The sequence below is a fragment of the Streptomyces sp. NPDC057950 genome (genome assembly GCF_042887295.1).
Taxonomy (GTDB): domain Bacteria; phylum Actinomycetota; class Actinomycetes; order Streptomycetales; family Streptomycetaceae; genus Streptomyces; species Streptomyces kaempferi.
On the sequence record NZ_JBHVPP010000004.1, the window covers coordinates 112,674 to 132,355 of the forward strand.

The 19,682-nt window shown below is 72.4% G+C and carries 14 protein-coding genes; 9 read left to right on the top strand and 5 right to left on the bottom strand.

Going from position 1 to position 19,682, the window contains the following annotated elements; translation table 11 throughout:
- The first annotated feature begins 160 nt into the window (after positions 1-160).
- Positions 161-1,210, top strand: coding sequence for a LacI family DNA-binding transcriptional regulator (locus tag ACFVTC_RS09435; protein ID WP_390125733.1), 1,050 nt, complete (start codon positions 161-163; stop codon positions 1,208-1,210).
- Positions 1,211-1,692: 482 nt separating this feature from the next.
- Here the strand turns inward: ACFVTC_RS09435 and ACFVTC_RS09440 are convergent, their stop codons facing one another.
- Entirely contained in the window at positions 1,693-3,120 is a 1,428-nt protein-coding gene (locus tag ACFVTC_RS09440; RefSeq protein ID WP_390125735.1) for an alkaline phosphatase family protein, read from the bottom strand.
- Positions 3,121-3,540: 420 nt separating this feature from the next.
- On the opposite strand from ACFVTC_RS09440, the gene ACFVTC_RS09445 reads away from it, so the two are divergent.
- The 4 genes from ACFVTC_RS09445 (at position 3,541) to hemC (ending at position 8,077) form a co-directional block, all read left to right on the top strand.
- Positions 3,541-4,488 carry a GNAT family N-acetyltransferase gene (locus tag ACFVTC_RS09445; protein ID WP_390125737.1) on the top strand — a complete coding sequence of 316 codons (948 nt, stop codon included), beginning with the start codon at positions 3,541-3,543 and terminating at the stop codon, positions 4,486-4,488.
- A 28-nt stretch (positions 4,489-4,516) separates the two neighbouring features.
- The gene (locus tag ACFVTC_RS09450) at positions 4,517-5,317 is read left to right on the top strand and encodes a sugar phosphate isomerase/epimerase family protein (protein WP_390125738.1); all 801 of its coding nucleotides are present in this window, start codon (positions 4,517-4,519) and stop codon (positions 5,315-5,317) included.
- A gap of 149 nt (positions 5,318-5,466) precedes the next feature.
- A complete protein-coding gene (locus ACFVTC_RS09455) occupies positions 5,467-6,750 on the top strand; it encodes an MFS transporter (RefSeq protein WP_390125740.1) in 1,284 nt (427 codons plus the stop codon).
- 391 nt (positions 6,751-7,141) lie between these two features.
- Complete coding sequence (gene hemC / locus ACFVTC_RS09460; RefSeq protein ID WP_390125742.1) at positions 7,142-8,077, top strand: hydroxymethylbilane synthase; 936 nt, start codon at positions 7,142-7,144, stop codon at positions 8,075-8,077.
- A 69-nt stretch (positions 8,078-8,146) separates the two neighbouring features.
- Here hemC and ACFVTC_RS09465 read toward each other — a convergent pair whose 3' ends face one another.
- Positions 8,147-9,067, bottom strand: coding sequence for an EamA family transporter (locus ACFVTC_RS09465; RefSeq protein ID WP_390125744.1), 921 nt, complete (start codon positions 9,065-9,067; stop codon positions 8,147-8,149).
- 88 nt (positions 9,068-9,155) lie between these two features.
- Between ACFVTC_RS09465 and ACFVTC_RS09470 the strand changes: the two genes are divergently transcribed.
- The 3 genes from ACFVTC_RS09470 to ACFVTC_RS09480 all read left to right on the top strand — a co-directional run bounded on the left by ACFVTC_RS09470 (position 9,156) and on the right by ACFVTC_RS09480 (position 12,982).
- Positions 9,156-10,073, top strand: a complete 918-nt coding sequence (locus tag ACFVTC_RS09470) for a LysR family transcriptional regulator (protein WP_168528235.1) — start codon at positions 9,156-9,158, stop codon at positions 10,071-10,073.
- A gap of 332 nt (positions 10,074-10,405) precedes the next feature.
- Entirely contained in the window at positions 10,406-12,238 is a 1,833-nt protein-coding gene (locus ACFVTC_RS09475) for a glycoside hydrolase family 3 protein (RefSeq protein WP_390125746.1), read from the top strand.
- Between the two features lie 111 nt (positions 12,239-12,349).
- On the top strand, positions 12,350-12,982 hold the full coding sequence (locus ACFVTC_RS09480; protein ID WP_390125748.1) for a hypothetical protein: 633 nt from the start codon (positions 12,350-12,352) through the stop codon (positions 12,980-12,982).
- Between the two features lie 24 nt (positions 12,983-13,006).
- On the opposite strand, the gene ACFVTC_RS09485 is transcribed toward ACFVTC_RS09480, so the two are convergent.
- Entirely contained in the window at positions 13,007-14,458 is a 1,452-nt protein-coding gene (locus tag ACFVTC_RS09485; RefSeq protein ID WP_390125750.1) for a S28 family serine protease, read from the bottom strand.
- A 141-nt stretch (positions 14,459-14,599) separates the two neighbouring features.
- Positions 14,600-14,989, bottom strand: coding sequence for a hypothetical protein (locus tag ACFVTC_RS09490; protein ID WP_390125752.1), 390 nt, complete (start codon positions 14,987-14,989; stop codon positions 14,600-14,602).
- Between the two features lie 179 nt (positions 14,990-15,168).
- Between ACFVTC_RS09490 and ACFVTC_RS09495 the strand changes: the two genes are divergently transcribed.
- Positions 15,169-15,675 (top strand): hypothetical protein, encoded by a 507-nt coding sequence (locus ACFVTC_RS09495; protein WP_390125754.1) that lies wholly within the window; start codon positions 15,169-15,171, stop codon positions 15,673-15,675.
- Between the two features lie 11 nt (positions 15,676-15,686).
- Here ACFVTC_RS09495 and ACFVTC_RS09500 read toward each other — a convergent pair whose 3' ends face one another.
- Entirely contained in the window at positions 15,687-19,406 is a 3,720-nt protein-coding gene (locus ACFVTC_RS09500; protein ID WP_390125756.1) for an ABC transporter ATP-binding protein, read from the bottom strand.
- Positions 19,407-19,682 lie beyond the last annotated feature (276 nt).

The window sequence follows — 19,682 nt, forward strand, 5'->3', positions numbered from 1 at the left end:
CTTGCGGGCGCGGGCACGATCGGATGGACCCGCACGTGGCGGGCGTACACGGGTGCGGGGGGGGTGTGCGCTACGCATGGCCGTGCGCCTCAGTGCCCCGACTCCTCGCACCCGCCTGTTTGCACCACGACGACGAGACGCGTGACCGGAGGACGACGAGATGACCGTGACCCTGGCGGACGTGGCGGCGCGGGCGCAGGTCTCGCCCGCGACCGTGTCCCGGGTGCTGAACGGGAACTATCCCGTCGCGGCGTCCACGCGCGAGCGGGTGCTGCGCGCGGTGGACGAACTGGACTACGTACTGAACGGGCCCGCCAGTTCGCTGGCCGCCGCCACCTCCGACCTGGTCGGGATCCTGGTCAACGACATCGCCGACCCGTTCTTCGGGATCATGGCGGCCGCGATCCAGTCGGAGATCGAGGGTCCCGGGGGCCGTGCGGGCGGGGAGCGGCTCGGGGTGGTGTGCAACACCGGTGGTGTCGCGGAGCGCGAGCTGACGTACCTCACGCTGCTTCAGCGGCAGCGCGCCGCGGCTGTCGTGCTGACCGGGGGCGCCGTCGAGGACGCGCCGCACGCGGCGGCGGTCGCGGCGAAGCTGCGCAAGCTCGGCGAGGCGGGTACCCAGGTGGTGCTGTGCGGACGGCCGCCCGCGCCGGACGCCCCCGGGGCGATCGCGCTCACCTTCGACAACCGGGGTGGCGGGCAGCGGCTCACCGAGCATCTGATCGGCCTCGGGCATCGGCGGATGGGGTACATCGCCGGGCCCGAGGAGCGGACCACGACCCGGCACCGGCTGGAGGGGCACCGGGCCGCGCTCGCCGCGCACGGCGTCGAGGACGATCCGCGGTGGACCGTGCACGGACGCTACGACCGCCGCTCCGGGTACGAGGCGACGGTCGAGCTCCTGCGCAGGGAGCCGGGTCTGACGGCGGTCGTCGCCGCGAACGACACCGTCGCGCTCGGCGCGTGCGCGGCGTTGCGTGACGCGGGGTTGCGCATCCCGGACGACGTGTCGGTCGCCGGGTTCGACGACCTGCCGTTCAGTGTCGACGTGGTGCCCGCGCTGACGACGGTGCGGTTGCCGTTGTCGGAGGCGGGGGCGCGGGCGGGGCGGGTCGCGATGGGTCGCGAAGAGGCTCCTCCCGGGGGGATCGCCACGGTGCGGGGGGAGTTGATGGTGCGGGGGTCCACCGGGGTGCCCAAGGCTTGAGGCGCCCCGCGCTCTCGCCGGACGCCCCCGAAAACCCTTCCTTCGCCCCCGCCGCCCCTACCCGACCCATCCTCCACCTGGAGGCTCCGCCCCCAGCCCCCCGCCAAGGGGCTCCGCCCCCTGGAGCCCCTCACCCGAAGGGCTCGTCCTCAAACGCCGGACGGGCTGAAAATGCGGGCGCGCGCCGAGTGGTCACGGACGGCCCAGAGACGCCGACCGACCCGCGCCGAACGGCTTCGAACGCACTGAATACGCGCGCCCAGCGCCGACGAAGCCCCCCACCCGCAGCCGCCGACGCACGCGAGGGGCCGTGCCGGTGTGCCGCAAGGCCGTCGCTTACGTTCGGATCGAGCAGCGGCTCCCATACTCGGCCCACGCCTGATCCAGCGGCGACGGCCTCGACACACCGGCACGGCCCCGACCCACCCACCGGCCCCGGCCCAAGCCCAGGCCCCGGCCCAGGCCCAGGCCCCGGCAGCCGCTCACACGTGCGGCCGGCGCCCCCGCTCCTGGTGCGGGAAGGACTGGTCGGCACCAGGAAGCGTCGGCTTCGGCAGTGTCGCCACCTCCTCCTTCGCCTTCTCCAACTGCTCCGCCGTGTCGTCCGGCAGCCGCGGCGCACGCGGACGGGAGTGGGAGAAACGGAACGCGGACGTGAGGTCACCGAACGCCGACCGACGCCAGTCGCTGACGTTGGGCTCCTCGACCCCCGTGAACCGCTCCAGGAACTGCAGCGCCGACGTGTGGTCGAACGACTCCGTCGCCACCCAGCCCCCCACCGTCCACGGCGAGACGATGATCGCGGGCACCCGGAACCCACCCCCGATCGGCAGCCCCTGCACGAACTCGTCCGCCGTCCCGGCCGCCGGCGTGGGTGGCGGCACATGGTCGAACAGGCCGTCGTTCTCGTCGTAGTTGAGGATGAACGCCGTCTTCCGCCACACCTTCGGGTTCGACGCGATCGCCTCGATCTTCGAGGCGACGAAATCCGCACCCGCCGCGGGCAGATAGTCCGGATGCTCCGACTGGTGACTGGTCGGCATGATCCACGACACCGCCGGCAGCCGGTCGTTGCGGGCGTCGTCCTCGAACGTCCCCTCCGGCTGCGGCCGCACCCCCCGCTCGTACAGGTCCGATCCCGGCGCCGCCGCACGGAAGTTCGCGAACTGCTCCAGCATGTTGCAGCCGTAGTCGTCGTCCTGCTGGTACACCTTCCAGCTGACGCCGGCCGCCTGCAGCCGCTCCGCGTACGTCGTCCACCGGTACGGAGTCGGCGCCTTGTTGACGAGGACCGGGCCGCCCCGGGTCCCGCCCGGATCGATCGTCCCCGTCATCCAGTAGAGCCGGTTGGGCCAGGTGGGCCCGAACACCGAGCAGAAGTAGTTGTCGCAGAGGGTGAACGTCTCGGCGAGCGCGAACTGGAACGGGATGTCCTCACGCGTGTAGTACCCCATCACATACGGACCGTTCACCCCGTCCGCCTTGCGGTGCGCCGGCAGCCACCGGTCCATCCGGCCGCCGTTCCACGCCTCGTGCTGCACCGCCCACGCGTGGCTCGTGGAGGGGATGGCCTGGGCGCTGGACGTATGGGTGTCGAGGTGGAAGGGGAGCAGGTACCCCTTCGGGTTCACGGCATCGGGCTGGTAGAAGACCGACCGCCCGGTGTCGAGCTCCAGCGCGTGGGGGTCGGCGAAACCCCGGACGCCCGACAGCGTGCCGAAGTAGTGGTCGAAGGACCGGTTCTCCTGCATCAGCATGACGACGTGCTCGATGTCGCGGAGCGATCCGCGGCGGGGCGGTCCGGCGGCGACGGCCTTCTGGACGCTCGGTGGGAGGAGGGAGAGTGCCGCGGCGCCGCCCAGCGCGCCGGCGGCCGAACCCAGCAGTCTACGACGTGTCAACTCGGTCATGGACGCCCCTTCTTGAGACTTCGTCAGCTCTCCGGAGTCGAACTGCGGGGCCACGCCGGGGCGGACCCCGCCGTTTCACTCTCCTAGGGGTTCCTGAGGGTTGGCAGAGGCGCGCGGTGAACTTGTGGACAACGTACGGAAGGGGGTTGGCCAAGCCATGACCCGGGTCGCCGGAACGTCGCCGGGGCTTGGCCGCCTTCACGCGGGCTCCACGACCACCGGACACGCCCACCCCGTGGACTCCACCCCGTGGACTCCACCTCGTCCACCCCCGTACGCTCGACCCGTACCTCTGACTGAGTCAACCGTCCCCACGACGACCCCAGTCCAACCCCCCGCCACATACAGCCCCCGCTCCCCCGCGTCCACCCGCACCGATCGCCAAGAGCCGATAATCAGAGCCGACATCCGGGGTTGACCATGACCGTCCAGGACATCCGCTCCTTCAACCGCTTCTACACGAACGTCATCGGCGCACTCGACCACGGCCGCCACCTCAACGCCCCGTACACCCTCACCGAGTCCCGCGTGCTGTACGAGCTCGCCCACTCCCCGCACACCGACGCCGTCGACCTCGGTGGCGAACTGTCCCTGGACTCCGGGTACTTGAGCCGGATCCTGAGCAAGTTCGAGCAGGACGGACTGATCGAACGTACGCCCTCCGAACGCGACCCGCGCCGCCGCCGGATCACGCTCACGCAGCACGGCCGGGAGACCGCGGCCGTCCTGGACGCGCGCTCGCGGGAATCCGTCGAGGCCCTGCTGGCGACCGTCCCGGCCGACGACCGCCCCCGCCTCGCCGAGGCGATGCACACCGTGCGCACGCTCCTGTCCTCCCGCCGAGCCGCCCCGAGCGCGCGCCGTCACCGCGAGGACGTCGTGCTGCGTGAGCCGGTCCCCGGCGACCTCGGCTGGATCGTGCAGCGCAACGCCGCGCTGTACGCCGCCGAGTACGGCTGGAACACCGACTACGAGGGCCTGGTCGCCCGGATCGTCGCGGACTTCGCCGAGGACCACGATCCGCACCTGGAGCGGGTCTGGATCGCCGAGCTGGCCGGACGGCCGGTCGGAGGCGTGATGTGCGTGCGGGACGACGCCCCGGGCACGGCCCGGCTGCGCCTGCTCCTCGTCGAGCCGGACGCCCGCGGTCTCGGCATCGGGGACCGGCTGGTCGAGGCGGTCGTCGGTTTCGCGCGGGACGGCGGCTACCGGGACCTCGTCCTGTGGACCAACGACGTCCTGACCGCGGCCGGCCGCGTCTACCGGCGCCATGGTTTCTCCCTCGTCGCCGAGAAACCGCACCGTTCCTTCGGCGCGGATCTCGTCGGCCAGGACTGGCGACTGGACCTGCACGTCTCCCCGGGATGATCCGCGGTGCCGGGTAGGGTCCCGGTCCATGAAGCTGGCCTTCTCCACGCTGGGCGTGCCCGCACTCCCCGTCCCCGACGTCGTACGACTCGCCGCCACGCACGGCTATCACGGTGTGGAGCTGCGCGCGCACCCCGAGGAGCCGGTGCACCCCGGGCTCGGGCCGGCCGAGCGGGCCGGGGTCGCCGCCGCGTTCGAGGCGGGCGGTGTCGAGATCATGGGTCTGGCCGGGTACGCGCGGGTGGCGGCGCCCGGTGACGACGCCCCCGTCGTCGCCGAGATCCGCGAACTCCTGGACCTGGCGCGGGACCTCTCGGCCCCCTTCGTCCGTGTCTTCCCGGGCGCGAGCGCCGGACAGAGCGCCGAGGAGGCCGACGCGACGGCGGCGCGACGGCTCGGCACGGCCGCGGAGTACGCCGCCGACGTGGGCGTACGCGTCCTGCTGGAGACCCACGACTCGCACCGCACCGGCGCGGACGCGATGCGGATCCTGGGCCTGGTCGGCCATCACCACGTGGGCGCGCTGTGGGACGTCATGCACACCTGGCTCGGCGGCGAGGAGCCGCCGTCGACGTACGCGGCGCTGTGCACGTACCTCGGCTATGTGCAGGTCAAGGACATCGCCTCCGCAGAGGACACCACCCCGCTCCCGCTGGGCGCCGGAGTTCTGCCGCTCGCGGAGTGTGTCGAACTGCTCTCCCGGGAGGGCTGGGACGGCTGGCTGTGCTGGGAGTACGAGAAGCGGTGGTACGAGGCCGCCGCGCCGCTCCCGGAACTGCTGGGTCCGGGCCGGGACCACCTCGGGCGTCTGCTGAACGAGTCGGCGTAGCCCCACACCCCCATCCGTACCCGGCACCGGGCGCCCGTGCGGACCGCAGCGGGACGACGCGGGAACGAAACTGATTGGCACGAGCACGGGGTCAGTGGTTAGCCTCCGCCGGTGACCGAGCACCGTCCCACCCGAATCCGGGCCACCCCGTGGGCCTGACGCACACCTTGATCGACGTCCGCCCGCTGCGGACCTCACCCGTCTTCCGTCGGCTGCTGATCGGCCGGACGGCCTCCGTGCTCGGCACCATGATGACGATGGTCGCCGTCATGTACCAGGTCTGGCAGTCCACGCACAGCACGGTGTGGACCGGTGCGGTCGGCCTGGCGCAGGCCCTGCCGCTGATCGCGTTCGGGCTGTTCGCCGGTTCGCTGGCGGACCGCGGCGACCGGCGGCGGCTGTACCTGGCCTCCACGGCGGGCCAGGCGGCCTGTTCCGCGCTGCTGGCCGTGCAGGCCCTCGCCGGACACCCGCCGGTGCCGGTGGTGCTCGCGCTGGTCGCGGCGCAGTCCGCCTTCGGCGCGGTCGGCGGCCCGGCGGCGGGCACGTTCGTACCGCGACTGCTGGCCAAGGACCAGGTGGCGGCCGGGCTGGCCCTCAACCAGATCTTCTTCCAGGCGATGCTGCTGGCGGGCCCGGCCCTCGGTGGTCTCGTCCTGGGCTGGGGAGGCGTGAGCGTCTGCTATCTGGTGGACGCCGTCAGCTTCGGCTTCTCCTTCTACGCCGCGTTCGGGCTGCCGCCGCTGCCGCCCGAGGGCGAGCAGTCACGGGCCGGGCTGCGCGGCGTGATGGACGGGCTGGCGTTCCTGGCCGGCCACCGGGTGGTACGCGGCGCCCTGATCACCGACCTGGCCGCGACGGTGCTGTCGATGCCGCTGAGCCTGTTCCCGCTGATCAACGCCGAGCGGTTCGGCGACGACCCGCGCACGCTCGGCCTCTTCCTGTCGGCGCTCGCGATCGGCGGCATCGGCGCCTCGGCCCTGTCGGGTTCGCTCACCCGCCTCGCCCACCCGGGTCCGGTGATGCTCTGCGGCGCCGCCGTCTGGGGCATCGCCCTCGCCCTCTTCGGTCTGATGACGAACCCATGGGCCGGTCTCGGGCTGCTGGTGCTGGCGGGTGCCGCCGACACCGTGTCCGTCATCTCCCGCAGCACCATCGTCCAGACGCGCACGCCGGACGCGCTGCTCGGCCGGGTCACCGCCGCCGAACAGATCGTCGGCCAGGCGGGCCCCAACCTGGGCAGCCTGCGCGGGGGCCTGGTGGCCGGCTGGACCTCCGGTACGACCGCCCTGGTCAGCGGTGGGCTGCTGTGCGTGCTGGCGGTCGTGGCCGTCGGCGTGAGTACGGCCGAACTCCGGAGCACGGAGGACACCGACTCCGGGCCGGCGGGTACCCCGGCCGCTGAGCCCCCCGCCGAGCCGGTCACCGGCTGAGCATCCGAGCACCCGAGCACCCGCCACCGCACCCCGCCGCGGCGCCCATGCCGCCTCCCCGCCACCGCGCCCGTGACCGCGAACCACCCTCACCATCACCCCACCGCCGCGAACCACCCCCACCATCACCCCACCGCCGCGAACCACCCCCACCACCTCCCCACCGCCGCACCCGTACCCACCACCTCCCCACCGCCGCACCCGTACCCACCACCTCCCCACCGCCGCACCCGTACCCACCACCTCCCCACCGCCGCACCCGTACCCACCACCTCTCCACCGCCGCACCCCCACCCCCACCCGCGAGCCACCCCCACCGATTCCACGCCACGACCTGGGGCGATCGCCTTACCCCCCACCCACCCCCGGCAAACCGGCTATCGTGGGCGGCATGTCGGCCCCGGAACTGATCCGTATCGTCTCTCGCGACTCCCCCATGGCCCTGGCCCAAGTGGAGCGCGTACGCGCCGAGTTGAGCGCGCTCCACCCTGAGATCCGCACCGAGGTCGTCCCGGTGAAGACCACCGGTGACAAGTGGATGGGCGACCTGTCCAAGGTCGAGGGCAAGGGCGCGTTCACCAAGGAGGTCGACGCGGCGCTGCTGGCGGGCGAGGCCGACCTCGCGGTGCACTGCGTGAAGGACATCCCCGCGGACCGCCCGCTGCCCGCGGGAACGATGTTCGCCGCCTTCCTCGCCCGGGACGACATCCGCGACGCGCTGATCCACCCCGCCGGGCTCACCCTAGACGAGCTGCCGCAGGGCGCCCGGATCGGCACCTCCTCCGTGCGACGCGTCGCGCAGCTCGCCGCCTCGCACCCGCACCTGGAGTGCGTGCCGTTCCGGGGCAACGCCAACCGTCGGCTGGAGAAGCTGGCGGCGGGTGAGGCGGACGCGCTGCTGCTCGCGGTGTCCGGGCTCGAACGCATCGGCCGCGCGGACGTGATCAGCGAGGTCCTGTCGCCCGAGACGATGATGCCGCCGATCGGCGCGGGCATCCTGGCCCTCCAGTGCCGCGAGGGCGACACGGACGTGATCGAGACGATCAGCGACCTCGGCGACCCGGACACGCACCGCGAGGCCACCGCGGAGCGCATGTTCCTGCATGTCCTGCAGGGCCACTGCAACTCACCGATCGCGGGCTACGCGAAGGTCGACCGTGCCGGCGAACTGTCGCTGCGCGCCTGCGTGTTCACTCCGGACGGCAAGACGGTCCTGCACGCGCACGAGTGGGCGGGCCGCCTCGACGCCGCAACCCTCGGCACGTCGGTCGCCGTCGCCCTCCTGCGCCAGGGGGCCCGCGAACTGATCGACGGCATCCCGCACTGACGGACGGCCCCGCCCCGGGAAGCGGCTCCCCGGGGCGGGCCGACTCTCCCGCCCCGGAAACCCGGGAACTCATGCCGGCTCCCCGATCCGGTCCCGCGTCGGACCGTCCGCCGGGCGGACCCTCGCGCGGGCCGTCCGCGAGGGTGCGAGCGAGGTCAGTGCCACCCCTCCCACCAGCAGCGCCGCCGCTCCCCAGCGCAGTGGGCCGATCGACTCGCCCAGGAACAGGGCCGCCGACGACATGCCGAAGACCGGGACCAGGAGCGAGAAGGGCGCGACCGTGGACGCGGGGTGGCGGTGCAGCAGCCAGCCCCATGCCCCGAAGCCGAGGACGGTCGTGATCCAGGCGACGTAGACCACGATTCCGGCGCCCCGCCAGTCGAGGGCGCGCAGCGCGTCGAGGTCCCGGGCCGGGCCCTCCGTCAGCAGCGAGAGCCCCAGGAGCGGCAGTACGGGGACGGTGCTCACCCACACCATGAAGTTGAGGGAGTCGGGCGGGGACGCCTTGCGGGTGAGGACGTTGGACACGCCCCAGCAGGCGGCCGCCGCGATCACCAGGGCGAAGGCGCCGAGCGGGCCGCCGGCGCCCTCGTCCACGGCGGCCAGGCCCACGCCGCACAGCGCCACCGCCATACCCGCGAGCCGGACGCCGGTGGGCCGTTCACCCAGGACGACATGGGCGATGAGCGCCGTGAAGACCGCCTGGATCTGGAGGACGAGGGACGACAGACCGGCCGGCATCCCGGCGTCCATGCCGATGAAGAGCAGTCCGAACTTGGCGACGCCCAGGACCAGTCCCACCGCCACGATCCACTTCCACGCGACCTTGGGCCGCCCCACGAAGAACACCGCGGGCAGCGCGGCCACCAGGAAACGCAGTGCCGAGAAGAGCAGGGGCGGGAAGTGGCCGAGGCCGATCTCGACGACGGTGAAGTTCACGCCCCAGACAGCGGCGACGAGGACGGCGAGACAGAGGTGGGCGGGTCGCATGGGTCGAGGATCACGCCCACGAACCGTTAAGCACCAGCGAATCCTGCTGCATGGTTGGATGAAGCATTCCTGATGAAAGGGGCGGGTCGTGCTCGATCTCCAGCGACTGCGTGCCCTGCACGCCGTCTCCGTGCACGGCACGGTCGGCGCCGCCGCGGCCGCGCTCGGGTACACGCCCTCCGCCGTGTCCCAGCAGATCGCCAAGTTGGAGCGGGAGACCAGGACCGTACTGCTCGAACGGCGCGGACGCGGCGTGCGGCTCACCGAGCAGGCCCTTCAACTGGCTTCCACAGCACAGCAGTTGATGGCCATCGTGGAGCGGGCCGAGACCGAACTCGAGGAGCGGCGCGGGGTGCCCGCGGGCCGGCTGGACCTCGCCGCGTTCGCCAGTGCGGCACGCGGGCTGCTGCCCGCCGTACTGGCCGACCTGGCCGTCCGGCATCCGGCCCTCGACACCCGGCTCACCGAGGTCGACCCGCACCTCTCCGTGGACCTGGTCGCCAAGGGCGCCGTCGACGTGGCCGTCGCGCACGACTGGGACATCGCACGGCTCCCCGCCCCGCCGGGTGTGGAGCAGGCGGTGATCGGGGACGACCTCTGCGACCTCCTCGTGCCCGCCGGGCATCCCCTCGCCGGGCGGGTGTCCGTGCGGCGGGAGGAGCTGGCCGGCGAGCGGTGGATCTGCCAGCCGCCCGGACGGGTGTGCCACGACTGGCTGGTGCGCACCCTGCGCGCGGCGGGCTGCGAGCCGCACATCGTCCACCAGGCGGACGAGAACCCGACCCTCGTCGCCCTGGTCGCGGCCGGGCTCGGGGTCGCGCTCATCCCCCGGCTCGGGCGTGGCGCGCTTCCCGACGGGGTGGTGGAGGTGCCGCTCGACCCGATGCCCGTACGACGGCTGTACGCGCTGTGGCGCACCGGCGCGGCGCGGCGTCCGGCCATCGCGGAGACGGTCCGTACGCTCCGGTCCCACTGGGCCTCGGCGTCCCGGCACGACGCCCCGTGAGCAGCGCCTCGGCGCCCCACCCGACCCGCCCGGCACTCCCGTACCGACTTCGCCGATCAGCCGGAATCGGGGAACCCGGACCGGTGCCGGCTCGTCCAATCCGCATGCTGCCGCACGAGTCTCCGCAGTGCGGTGTCGGCCTCGCTGCTGGCTGCGATCGCTGACCACCCTCTCCGCCGCCTGCGGCCGGCAGCACGCCGTCACCGGCGCGCCCCCCTCCAACTGCGCCGGTGACGGCCCCTGTCCGGCTACGGTGCACCCTCTTGACTGGAAGAAACTTCCAGGATATTCGTGACTCCTCGGAAGTTTCCTTCACGAGGGAAGGAGCGCTCGTGCGCGACTCCAGCACGGGAAGCACCGCACAACCGTCCAGACGTACGGTTCTCGCCGCCACCGCCGGAACCACCGCCGCTCTCTCCTTGGGCGCGGTCCCCGCCCGAGCCGCCGGGGGCCATCATGACGAAACGTCACTCCGCGCCCTGATCTCGCGCATGACGCTGGAGGAGAAGGTCGGCCAGCTCTTCGTGATGCGGGTGTACGGTCACTCGGCCACCGCCCCCGACCAGGCGGACATCGACGCCAACCTCGCGGAACTCGGCGTCAGAACGGCCGCCGAGCTGATCGCCCGCTACCGCGTCGGCGGCATCATCTACTTCACCTGGGCCCACAACACCCGCGACCCGCACCAGATCGCGGCTCTGTCCAACGGCATCCAGCGGGTCTCCCTGGCCCAGCCGCGCGGCCTGCCCGTGCTGATCTCCACCGACCAGGAGCACGGCATAGTGGCCAGGGTCGGCAAGCCCGCGACGCTCTTCCCGGGCGCGATGGCGCTGGGCGCGGGCCGCTCACGGGAGGACGCCCGCACCGTGGGGAGGCTCGGCGGGGCCGAACTGCGCGCGCTCGGCATCCGGCAGGACTACTCCCCGGTCGCCGACGTGAACGTCAACCCGGCCAACCCGGTCATCGGCGTGCGCTCCTTCGGCGCCGATCCGGACGCGGTGGCCCGGCTGGTGACCGCCGAGGTGGAGGGATACCGCGGCGCGGGCGTGGCCGCCACGTCCAAGCACTTCCCGGGGCACGGCGACACGGCCGTGGACAGTCACTTCGGCTTCCCGGTCATCACGCACAGCCGTGAGCTGTGGTCGGACCTCGACGCCGTGCCCTTCCGGGCCGCGATCCGGGCCGGCATCGACTCGATCATGACCGCCCACATCATGGTCCCGGCGCTCGACCCGGCCGGTGACCCGGCCACGCTCTCCCACCCCATCCTCACCGGCATCCTGCGCGGGGAACTCGGCTACGACGGCGTCGTGGTGACGGACGCGCTCGGCATGGAGGGCGTGCGGACGAAGTACGGCGACGACCGCGTCCCCGTGCTGGCCCTGAAGGCCGGCGTCGACCAGCTCCTCAACCCGCCGTCCATCGACGTCGCCTGGCACGCCGTGCTCGACGCGGTGCGCGGCGGCGAGCTGACCGAGGCCCGCCTCGACGAGTCGCTCCTGCGCGTCCTGCGCCTCAAGGCGAGGCTCGGGCTGCTGGAGAACCCGTACGTCAGCGACGCCGGGGTCGACCGCTCGGTCGGCACCGCGGCCCACCTCAGGGCGGCCGACCGGATCGCCGAACGCACGACGACCCTGCTGGTCAACCAGCGGGGCCTGCTGCCGTTCTCCCGGCGTACGCACAAGAAGCTGCTGATCGTGGGCGCCGACCCGGCCTCGCCCTCCGGCACCGACGGCCCGCCCACCACCGTCCTCGCGACCGCCCTGACCGCGCTGGGCTTCACGGCGACGGCGCTGTCCACGGGGACGGCGCCCACCGGGGCGGCCATCGACGGCGCGGTCGCGGCCGCCGCGGGAGCGGACGCCGTGGTCGTCGGGACGTACAACGTCACGGCGGCGAGTTCCCAGCGGACACTCGTCGACCGGCTGGTCGCCACCGGTGTGCCGGTCGTCGTGATCGCCCTCCGGAATCCGTACGACGTGGCTCATCTCCCCTCCGCCACCGCCCACTTGGCGGCGTACTCCTGGACGGACGTCGAACTGCGGGCCGCCGCACGGGTCATCGCCGGCCGGGTGAAGCCGCGGGGCAGGCTTCCGGTCGCGGTCCAGCGGGCGGACGACCCTGCTCAGGTGCTGTATCCGATCGGGTACGGAATGACGTACTAGCCCTACGCCGCAGACCGGGCGCACCACCCCCAACATACGCAAAGCACCCCGGATGTCTGGCGTGTGCCCGTCGCGGCGGGTCACGCTGGACGGGGGTATCGGGGGGAAGCCATGCGAGCCAGCTCGGTGGGTCGGCGTTGTGCCGGGGTGATGTGCGCGCTGCTGCCGGCCGTGGCCGCGCTCACCGGCTGCGGCCACTGGTCGGACTCCGAAAGCGCCGGACCCAGCGCGGTGACGACGTCGGCCGGACCCTCCGGCTACGGCGCGGTGTTCCTCGCGGTCGACGAGTGCAGTTCCTTCGGGACGACCAGCTTCACCGAGGTGCCCTGCACCAGCGAACGGGCCGCGGCCCGCGTGGTCGCCCGCTACGACGGCGCGGTCACCGACGGCCCGCCGTGCCCGCCGACCACCGACTTCGTCCTGCACATCAGCGAGACCCGGGCCGCCGCGGACGGGAACGGCGACAGCGCGGTCCCGCAGGGCTACGCCTGCATGCGCAAGCTGGAGGCCCCGCACCCCGGCGACCCGGGCGGCGGCGGAGGCCCCCGCACGATCGTCGGCGACTGCGTCTACAGCGCGGGCAGCGGTCAGGTCCGTGAGACCGCCTGCGACGGCAAGGGCAGGAAGCCCCCGGAGTACCGGGTGACCTCCGCGGTCGCCGAGCGCTCCGAGTGCCCGTCCGCCACGGCCCTCTACGTCCAGTTGGGCGGCGGCAGACCGGTGGGCTGCGCCCGCCCGGTGTGACCGGTGGGCGGGCGCAGCCGTGCCTTACGGGCGCAGCGCGGGCTCGCGCTCGATGTCGCGCCGGTCGAGCCTCGCGTCGAATCCGGCCAGCGGCCGGGCCGCCGACGGGTCGGCCTGGACGGCCGCGGAGGCGACGCCGGCCCATTGCAGGATGCGGGCCGTCGCGAGCGCCTTCTCGTCGGGTACGAGACCGGCGACGTTGGCACCGTGGTTGAGGCCGGGAGCCGTGAAGACGTACGCGTCACGGGCGCCCCTGCCGAGGCGGAAGCGCTCCGCGCCCCACGGGTCGTTCTGCCCGTAGACGTAGAGCATGTGGTGGGCGTGGTGCGCGACCCATGTGTCCACGTCCCGCATCGCCGACCGCTGGAACGTCATCGGGATGGAGCGCGGCACGAAGTTCCGCGGTGGCTGGTAGCCGTAGCGGATCAGCTTGTTCTCGATGTACGGGAAGTGGATCGTGGGCGCGCCGAGCTGTGTGCCCGCCTGGTAGTAGTACGGGGTGTACGTCTCCAGGCCCTGGTCGGTGTAGGCCGAGAAACCGGAGATGGTGTCGATGGAGTCCCAGATCGCGTCGTCCGTGGCGTGCGGCGCGTCGGCGGGGATCGTCGCGCAGTCGGCCAGCAGGCTGTACTGCCAGAAGCCCCACACGTAATCGAGGACGACGGCCTCGTACGCCTTGTCCAGGCTGCCGATCGTGGTGAAGGTGTAGCCGTTGTCGGCGGCGTACTGGGCGTACTTCTTCTCCAGCGGCTTCCGGCGCACCAGCGCTTCGCGCTGCACCGCGTCCAGCTTGTCGCGGCACTCCTTGGTGCCGACGTTCCTGAAGAAGCGGTCGTACGCCGAGTCCTCGTCGTTGACCACGTCGTTCGGGGCGACGTAGGCGACCACGCCGTCCATGTCGCGCGGGTAGAAGCGCTCGTAGTACGTGGCGGTCATGCCGCCCTTGGAGCCGCCCGTCGAGATCCACCTCTGGCGGTAGACCGGCTTGAGGGCCTCGAAGATGCGGTGCTGGTCGCTGGCGGCCTGCCAGATGTCGAGCTTGGACCAGTCGGCCGGCGCGGGACGGGACGGGGTGAAGAAGCGGTACTCCATCGAGACCTGGTTGCCGTCCACGATCTGGGTCGGCTCGCGGCGGCTCGGGGTCGTGGAGACGTTGTAGCCGCCGGTGTAGAAGACCGTCGGGCGTGCGGTGTCCTTGTGCAGCACCGTGATGCGCTGCTGGAACGTTCCCCTGGACGGGTGCCGGTGGTCGATCGGCTGGGTGTAGCCGAGGACGAAGAAGCGGTAGCCGGTGTACGGCTTCTCCTCGATCAGGCTCATGCCCGGTATCGCGAGGAGACGGTCCTTGATGTCCTGCGTGGTGGTGCTGGTGGTGCCGGTGATGGCCTCCGGTTGGGCGGCGGTGGCCGCCCCGGCCGTGCTCAGCGTGCCTATGAGCACGGTGAGCGCCAGCAGCCATCTGAGCGCCTTGCGCATGCACCCTCCCCTGGAGTTACACAGCTGTCCGCCGGAACCTAGCGGAGCAACTGGCCTGACACCAGGGGGACTTGAGGGAATTCTGTGACTTCGCCGTGATTCAGCCGGGAAGGGCGGGGGCTCCGGCCGGGACCGCCCGGCTCAGCACAGGATCCAGCCCGAGCTCACGGAGCCCGAGCCGACCGAGCCCCTGATACGGACGCAACGGTGGCCCGCGTGGACGGTGACCGGGCCCGCGTGGTGCGAGAAGCGGCCCGCGTCGGTCACCGGCCGGTTGCCGCGCGCCTGCACGCTGACCGACATCGGCCGTTTCTGCGCCTGCTGCTTCTTGGGGAGCGTCACGGCGCAGACGTAACCGCCGCTCCGGTAGAGCTGCACGGAGCCGGTCGCGAAGGGGACCGTGCGCACCTTGTGTCCCGAGCAGTACGAGGCGGCCTGCGCGCTCCCCGGGCATACCAACGCGAGCAGCCCGGAGGCGGTCAGCACAGCCAGACCGAGCGCCGTGCGCCGACGGATAGCACCACTGTCCACAATCGCCCCTCCCCGACCATTGAGCGTACTGGTGTACGGACGCAGAACGTATGTCTGATGGTTGCGCGCGCCCGGCCGTGCGCCCCCCTGTGACCCGGACGGGTTTTTTTCCGCTTACAGGGCAACCGCGCCGCTTTGACCGGTGTCCAACTGGTCAGAAAAGCGAAAGGTGGTACCCGATGTCCCGCACGTCCCGTTCGCACTCGCCCCGGTCCCGCACGTCCCGGTCCCGCGCCGCCGTCGGCGCGTTCGCCGGCGCCGCGGTCCTCGCCGCGGCCGGTGCCTCCGTGCCCGCGTTCGCCGGTTCCCCCACTCCCCCGCCCCCACGCGCCGGCGCCAACGGCCCGGCGTACGACCGGGTGGCCGACTTCTACGGCGCCTACATCGACGCCGTGACCGACCAGGGAGCCGGCCGTCTCGGCCCGCAGCTGCGCTCCTTCTACCTGACCTCGGACCTGCGTAACCGGCTGGCCAGGTGGGAGGGCCGTGAGCACGCGGACGGCGTCCTGCGCGCCCAGGACGTGCCGCGTGCCTGGAAGGTGACGGCGGGCGACAGCGGCGCGGGCCACACCTGGTCGACCGTCCGCCTGACCTGGGGCTCCGCCCAGCACCCGACGTACACCTATCTGGCCGTCCAGTCGGACCTGTCGACGAAGAAGATCTCCGACATCAGGCAGAAGGGCTGAGCGGGCGGGCGTCAGGCGGTGGAGCCGACCGGCTCCTCCGGCTCCGACGCCCCCACGAAGGTCCGCCACAGCTCCGCGTACCGGCCGTCGAGCAGGAGCAGTTCGTCGTGCGTGCCGTCCTCCGCGACCCGGCCGCGGTCCATGACCACGACCCGGTCCGCGCGGGCGGCCGTGGTCAGCCGGTGGGCGACGACCAGGGTCGTACGACGGCCCGCGAGCCGGTCGGTGGCCTGGTTGACCAGGCTCTCCGTGGCGAGGTCGAGCGCGGCCGTGGCCTCGTCGAGAAGCAGGACGTCGGGGTCGACGAGTTCGGCGCGGGCCAGCGCGATCAGCTGGCGCTGACCCGCGGAGAGGTTGCGTCCGCGCTCGGCGACCTCGTGGAGGTAGCCGCCGTCCAGCGTGGCGATCATGTCGTGCGCGCCGACCGCGCGGGCGGCGGCCTCCACCTGGGCGTCGGTCGCGCCGGGCCGGCCGTAGGCGATGGCGTCGCGGACCGTCCCCTGGAAGAGGTACGCCTCCTGCGGGACCACCCCGAGCCGGTGGCGGTACGAGGTGATGTCGAGGGCGCGCAGGTCGGTGCCGTCGACGGTGACCCGCCCGCCCGTCGGATCGTAGAAGCGGGCGACCAGCTTGACCAGCGTCGACTTGCCCGCGCCGGTCTCACCGACGAAGGCGACGGTCTGTCCGGCCGGGATGGTCAGGCAGACACCGCTGAGGGCCTCCTCGTCGTCGCCGTACGCGAAGCCGACGTCCTCGAAGGCGATGTCGCCGCGTAGCGAGAGCACCTCCAGCGGCTCGGCGGCGGCCTGTGTCGACGTCGGTTCCTGGAGCAGCTCCTGAATGCGGCCCAGCGACACCGTCGCCTGCTGATAGCCGTCGAAGACCTGGGAGAGCTGCTGCACGGGCGCGAAGAACAGGTCGATGTAGAGGAGGTAGGCGACCAGCGCGCCGGTCGTCAGCGTCCCGGCGTCGACCCGGTGCGCGCCCACCATCAGCACCGCGGCCGCCGCGACCGACGACAGCAGCTGCACGAAGGGGAAGTAGACGGAGATCAGCCACTGTCCGCGGATGCGCGCCGCGCGGTAGCCGGCGCTGCCCTCCGCGAACCGCCGGCTGCCCGAGCGCTCGCGCCGGAATGCCTGCAGGATCAGGAGCCCCGAGACCGACTCCTGGAGGTCGGCGTTGACCGCCGAGACGCGCTCGCGGGCGAGTTCGTACGCCTTCACGCTCGCCCGGCGGAAGAAGAACGTGCCGACGACCAGCGGCGGCAGCGTCACGAACACGACCAGCGCGAGCTGGACGTCGATCACCAGCAGCGCGCCCATGATGCCGAAGAAGGTGACGACGGAGACGAACGCGGTGACCAGGCCGGTCTGCAGGAAGGTGGACAGGGCGTCGACGTCGGTCGTCATCCGGGTCATGATCCGCCCGGTCAGCTCGCGCTCGTAGTAGTCGAGTCCGAGGCGCTGGAGCTGAGCGAAGATCTTCAGGCGGAGCGAGTACAGGACCCGCTCGCCGGTCCGTCCCGTCATCCGTGTCTCACCGATCTGCGCCGACCACTGGACGAGGACGGTGACCAGCGCCAGGGCCGCCGCGGCCCAGACCGCGCCGAGGGCCATCCTGGAGACGCCCTGGTCGATGCCGTGCCGGATCAGCACGGGCAGCAGCAGGCTCATACCGGCGTCGACCGCGACCAGGCCGAGGCTCACCAGGAGCGGGAGGCCGAAGCCGCGCAGCAGCCGGCGCAGTCCGTACGACTCCTCGGGCGTGACCGCGCGTGCCTCGTCGATGGCCGGGGTGTCGGTGGCCGGGGGCAGCGCCTCGACCTGGGCGAGGAGTTCGGGTGTGGCCGGCATGCCGGCCAGCGCGTTGTCCCTGGGCTCGCGGTCGCCGGTCCACAGATGCGGGGTGACACCGCGCTCGGCGTCGAACTCGGCGTCCAGTTCCTCGCGTACCGAGGTGTCCTCCGCCGCGGCGACGGGCTGGGCGTGTCCCGGGGAGACCCCGCCCAGTTCGTCCGGGTCGGTGAGCAGCCGCCGGTACAGCGGGGAACGGTCCTGGAGCTCCTCGTGGGTGCCGATGTCGGCGAGCCGGCCGCCGTCGAGGACGGCGATGCGGTCGGCGAGGTTGAGGGTGGAACGGCGGTGTGCGATCAGCAGGGTCGTGCGGCCCTCCATGACCTGCTTCAGCGCCTCGTGGATCTCGTGCTCGACGCGGGCGTCCACGGCGGAGGTGGCGTCGTCGAGGACGAGCAGCCGCGGGTCGGTGAGGATGGCGCGGGCGAGGGCGACACGCTGGCGCTGGCCGCCGGAGAGCGTCAGGCCGTGCTCGCCGACCTTGGTGTCGTAGCCGGCGGGCAGCTCAGTGATGAAGCGGTCGGCCTGCGCGGCTCGGGCGGCCTCCTCGATCTCCTCCTGCGTGGCGTCGGGGCGGCCGTAGGCGATGTTGGCGCGCACGGTGTCGGAGAAGAGGAAGGAGTCCTCGGGGACCAGGCCGATCGCGGCGCGCAGCGACTCCTGCGTGAGCTCGCGGACGTCGTGGCCGCCGACGAGGACGGCGCCGTGCGTGACGTCGTAGAAGCGGGGCATCAACAGCGACACCGTCGACTTGCCGGACCCCGAGGAGCCGACGACGGCGAGGGTCTCGCCGGGCCGGATCTCGAAGCTCAGCCCGTTCAGGACCGGTCGGCCGTCCTCGTAGGCGAAGGACACGTCGTCGAACTCGACGGTCGCGGGTGCGTCGGCGGGGAGGGTCTTGGTGCCGTCCTGGATGGCCGGTTCGGTGTCGATCAGTTCGAGCACGCGCTCGGCGCCGGCCCGTGCCTGCTGCCCGACGGTGAGGACCACCGCGAGCATCCGGACGGGCCCGACGAGCTGGGAGAGGTACGAGGAGAACGCCACGAACGTACCGAGCGTGATCTGCCCCCGTACGGCGAGCCAGCCGCCCAGCGCGAGCATCGCGACCTGGCCGAGGGCGGGCACGGCCTGGAGGGCGGGGGTGTACCTCGCGTTGAACCGGATGGTCCGCATCCGTCCGGCGAAGAGCCGTCGGCCGACCTCCCGGAGCTTCCCGGTCTCCTGGTCCTCCTGGCCGAAGCCCTTGACCACGCGGACACCGCTGACGGCGCCGTCCACGACGCCCGCCACGGCGGCGGCCTGGGCCTGCGCGTACCAGGTGGCGGGGTGCAGCCGGGAGCGGCTGCGCTTGGCGACGAACCACAGGGCGGGGGCGACGGCCAGCGCGACCAGGGTGAGCGGCAGGGAGAGCCAGGCCATGATCCCGAGCGAGATCACGAAGAGGAGCACGTTCCCGATGGTCATCGGGAGCATGAAGAGCAGGCCCTGGATCAGCTGAAGGTCACTGGTGGCCCGGCCGACGACCTGTCCGGTGGACAGCTCGTCCTGCCGGCGTCCGTCGAGCCGGGTGATCGTGTCGTACATCTCGGTCCGCAGGTCGTGCTGGACGTCGAGGGCGAGACGGCCGCCGTAGTAGCGGCGGATGTAGGTGAGGACGTAGACGACGACGGCGGCCGCTATCAGCGCGCCCGCCCAGGGGGCCATGGAGCGGGTGTGGTTCCCGACGACGTCGTCGATGATCACCTTCGTGATCAGCGGGACCACCGCCAGCACGGCCATGCCGCCGAGCGCGGACCCGAGCGCGAGAAGCACGTCCTTCGGGTACCGCCACGCGTACCCGGCCAGTCGCCGTGCCCATCCCCGCTGACCTGCCACGCCGGTGCCTTCCGTAGATCTCACTCCGCCGGAAGACACCAACGCCGAACGAAGCGGATTTCATCCCTCCGCAACAATCATTCCCCCACCGTCCGTGGCAGGAGCACGCGCACGGCGTACGGACGGGTGGTCCGCGCCGCGTTCCGGTGGCCGTCGCCGACCGGGAGCGGGCCGGGGCGGCCGCCCCGGGTCCGGCCGCTACCGGCGAGCACCTCGATGTCGCCGAGCGGCGGATCGGTCCCGGGCCGCTCGGCCCGGACGCCCGGTGAAGGACGG

Bases quoted from the DNA above. Each gene is read 5' to 3' on its own strand.
- ACFVTC_RS09435 (WP_390125733.1), top strand. From the start codon at position 161: ATGACCGTGACCCTGGCGGACGTGGCGGCGCGGGCGCAGGTCTCGCCC.
- ACFVTC_RS09440 (WP_390125735.1), bottom strand. From the start codon at position 3,120: ATGACCGAGTTGACACGTCGTAGACTGCTGGGTTCGGCCGCCGGCGCG.
- ACFVTC_RS09445 (WP_390125737.1), top strand. From the start codon at position 3,541: ATGACCGTCCAGGACATCCGCTCCTTCAACCGCTTCTACACGAACGTC.
- ACFVTC_RS09450 (WP_390125738.1), top strand. From the start codon at position 4,517: ATGAAGCTGGCCTTCTCCACGCTGGGCGTGCCCGCACTCCCCGTCCCC.
- hemC (WP_390125742.1), top strand. From the start codon at position 7,142: ATGTCGGCCCCGGAACTGATCCGTATCGTCTCTCGCGACTCCCCCATG.
- ACFVTC_RS09465 (WP_390125744.1), bottom strand. From the start codon at position 9,067: ATGCGACCCGCCCACCTCTGTCTCGCCGTCCTCGTCGCCGCTGTCTGG.
- ACFVTC_RS09480 (WP_390125748.1), top strand. From the start codon at position 12,350: ATGCGAGCCAGCTCGGTGGGTCGGCGTTGTGCCGGGGTGATGTGCGCG.
- ACFVTC_RS09485 (WP_390125750.1), bottom strand. From the start codon at position 14,458: ATGCGCAAGGCGCTCAGATGGCTGCTGGCGCTCACCGTGCTCATAGGC.
- ACFVTC_RS09495 (WP_390125754.1), top strand. From the start codon at position 15,169: ATGTCCCGCACGTCCCGTTCGCACTCGCCCCGGTCCCGCACGTCCCGG.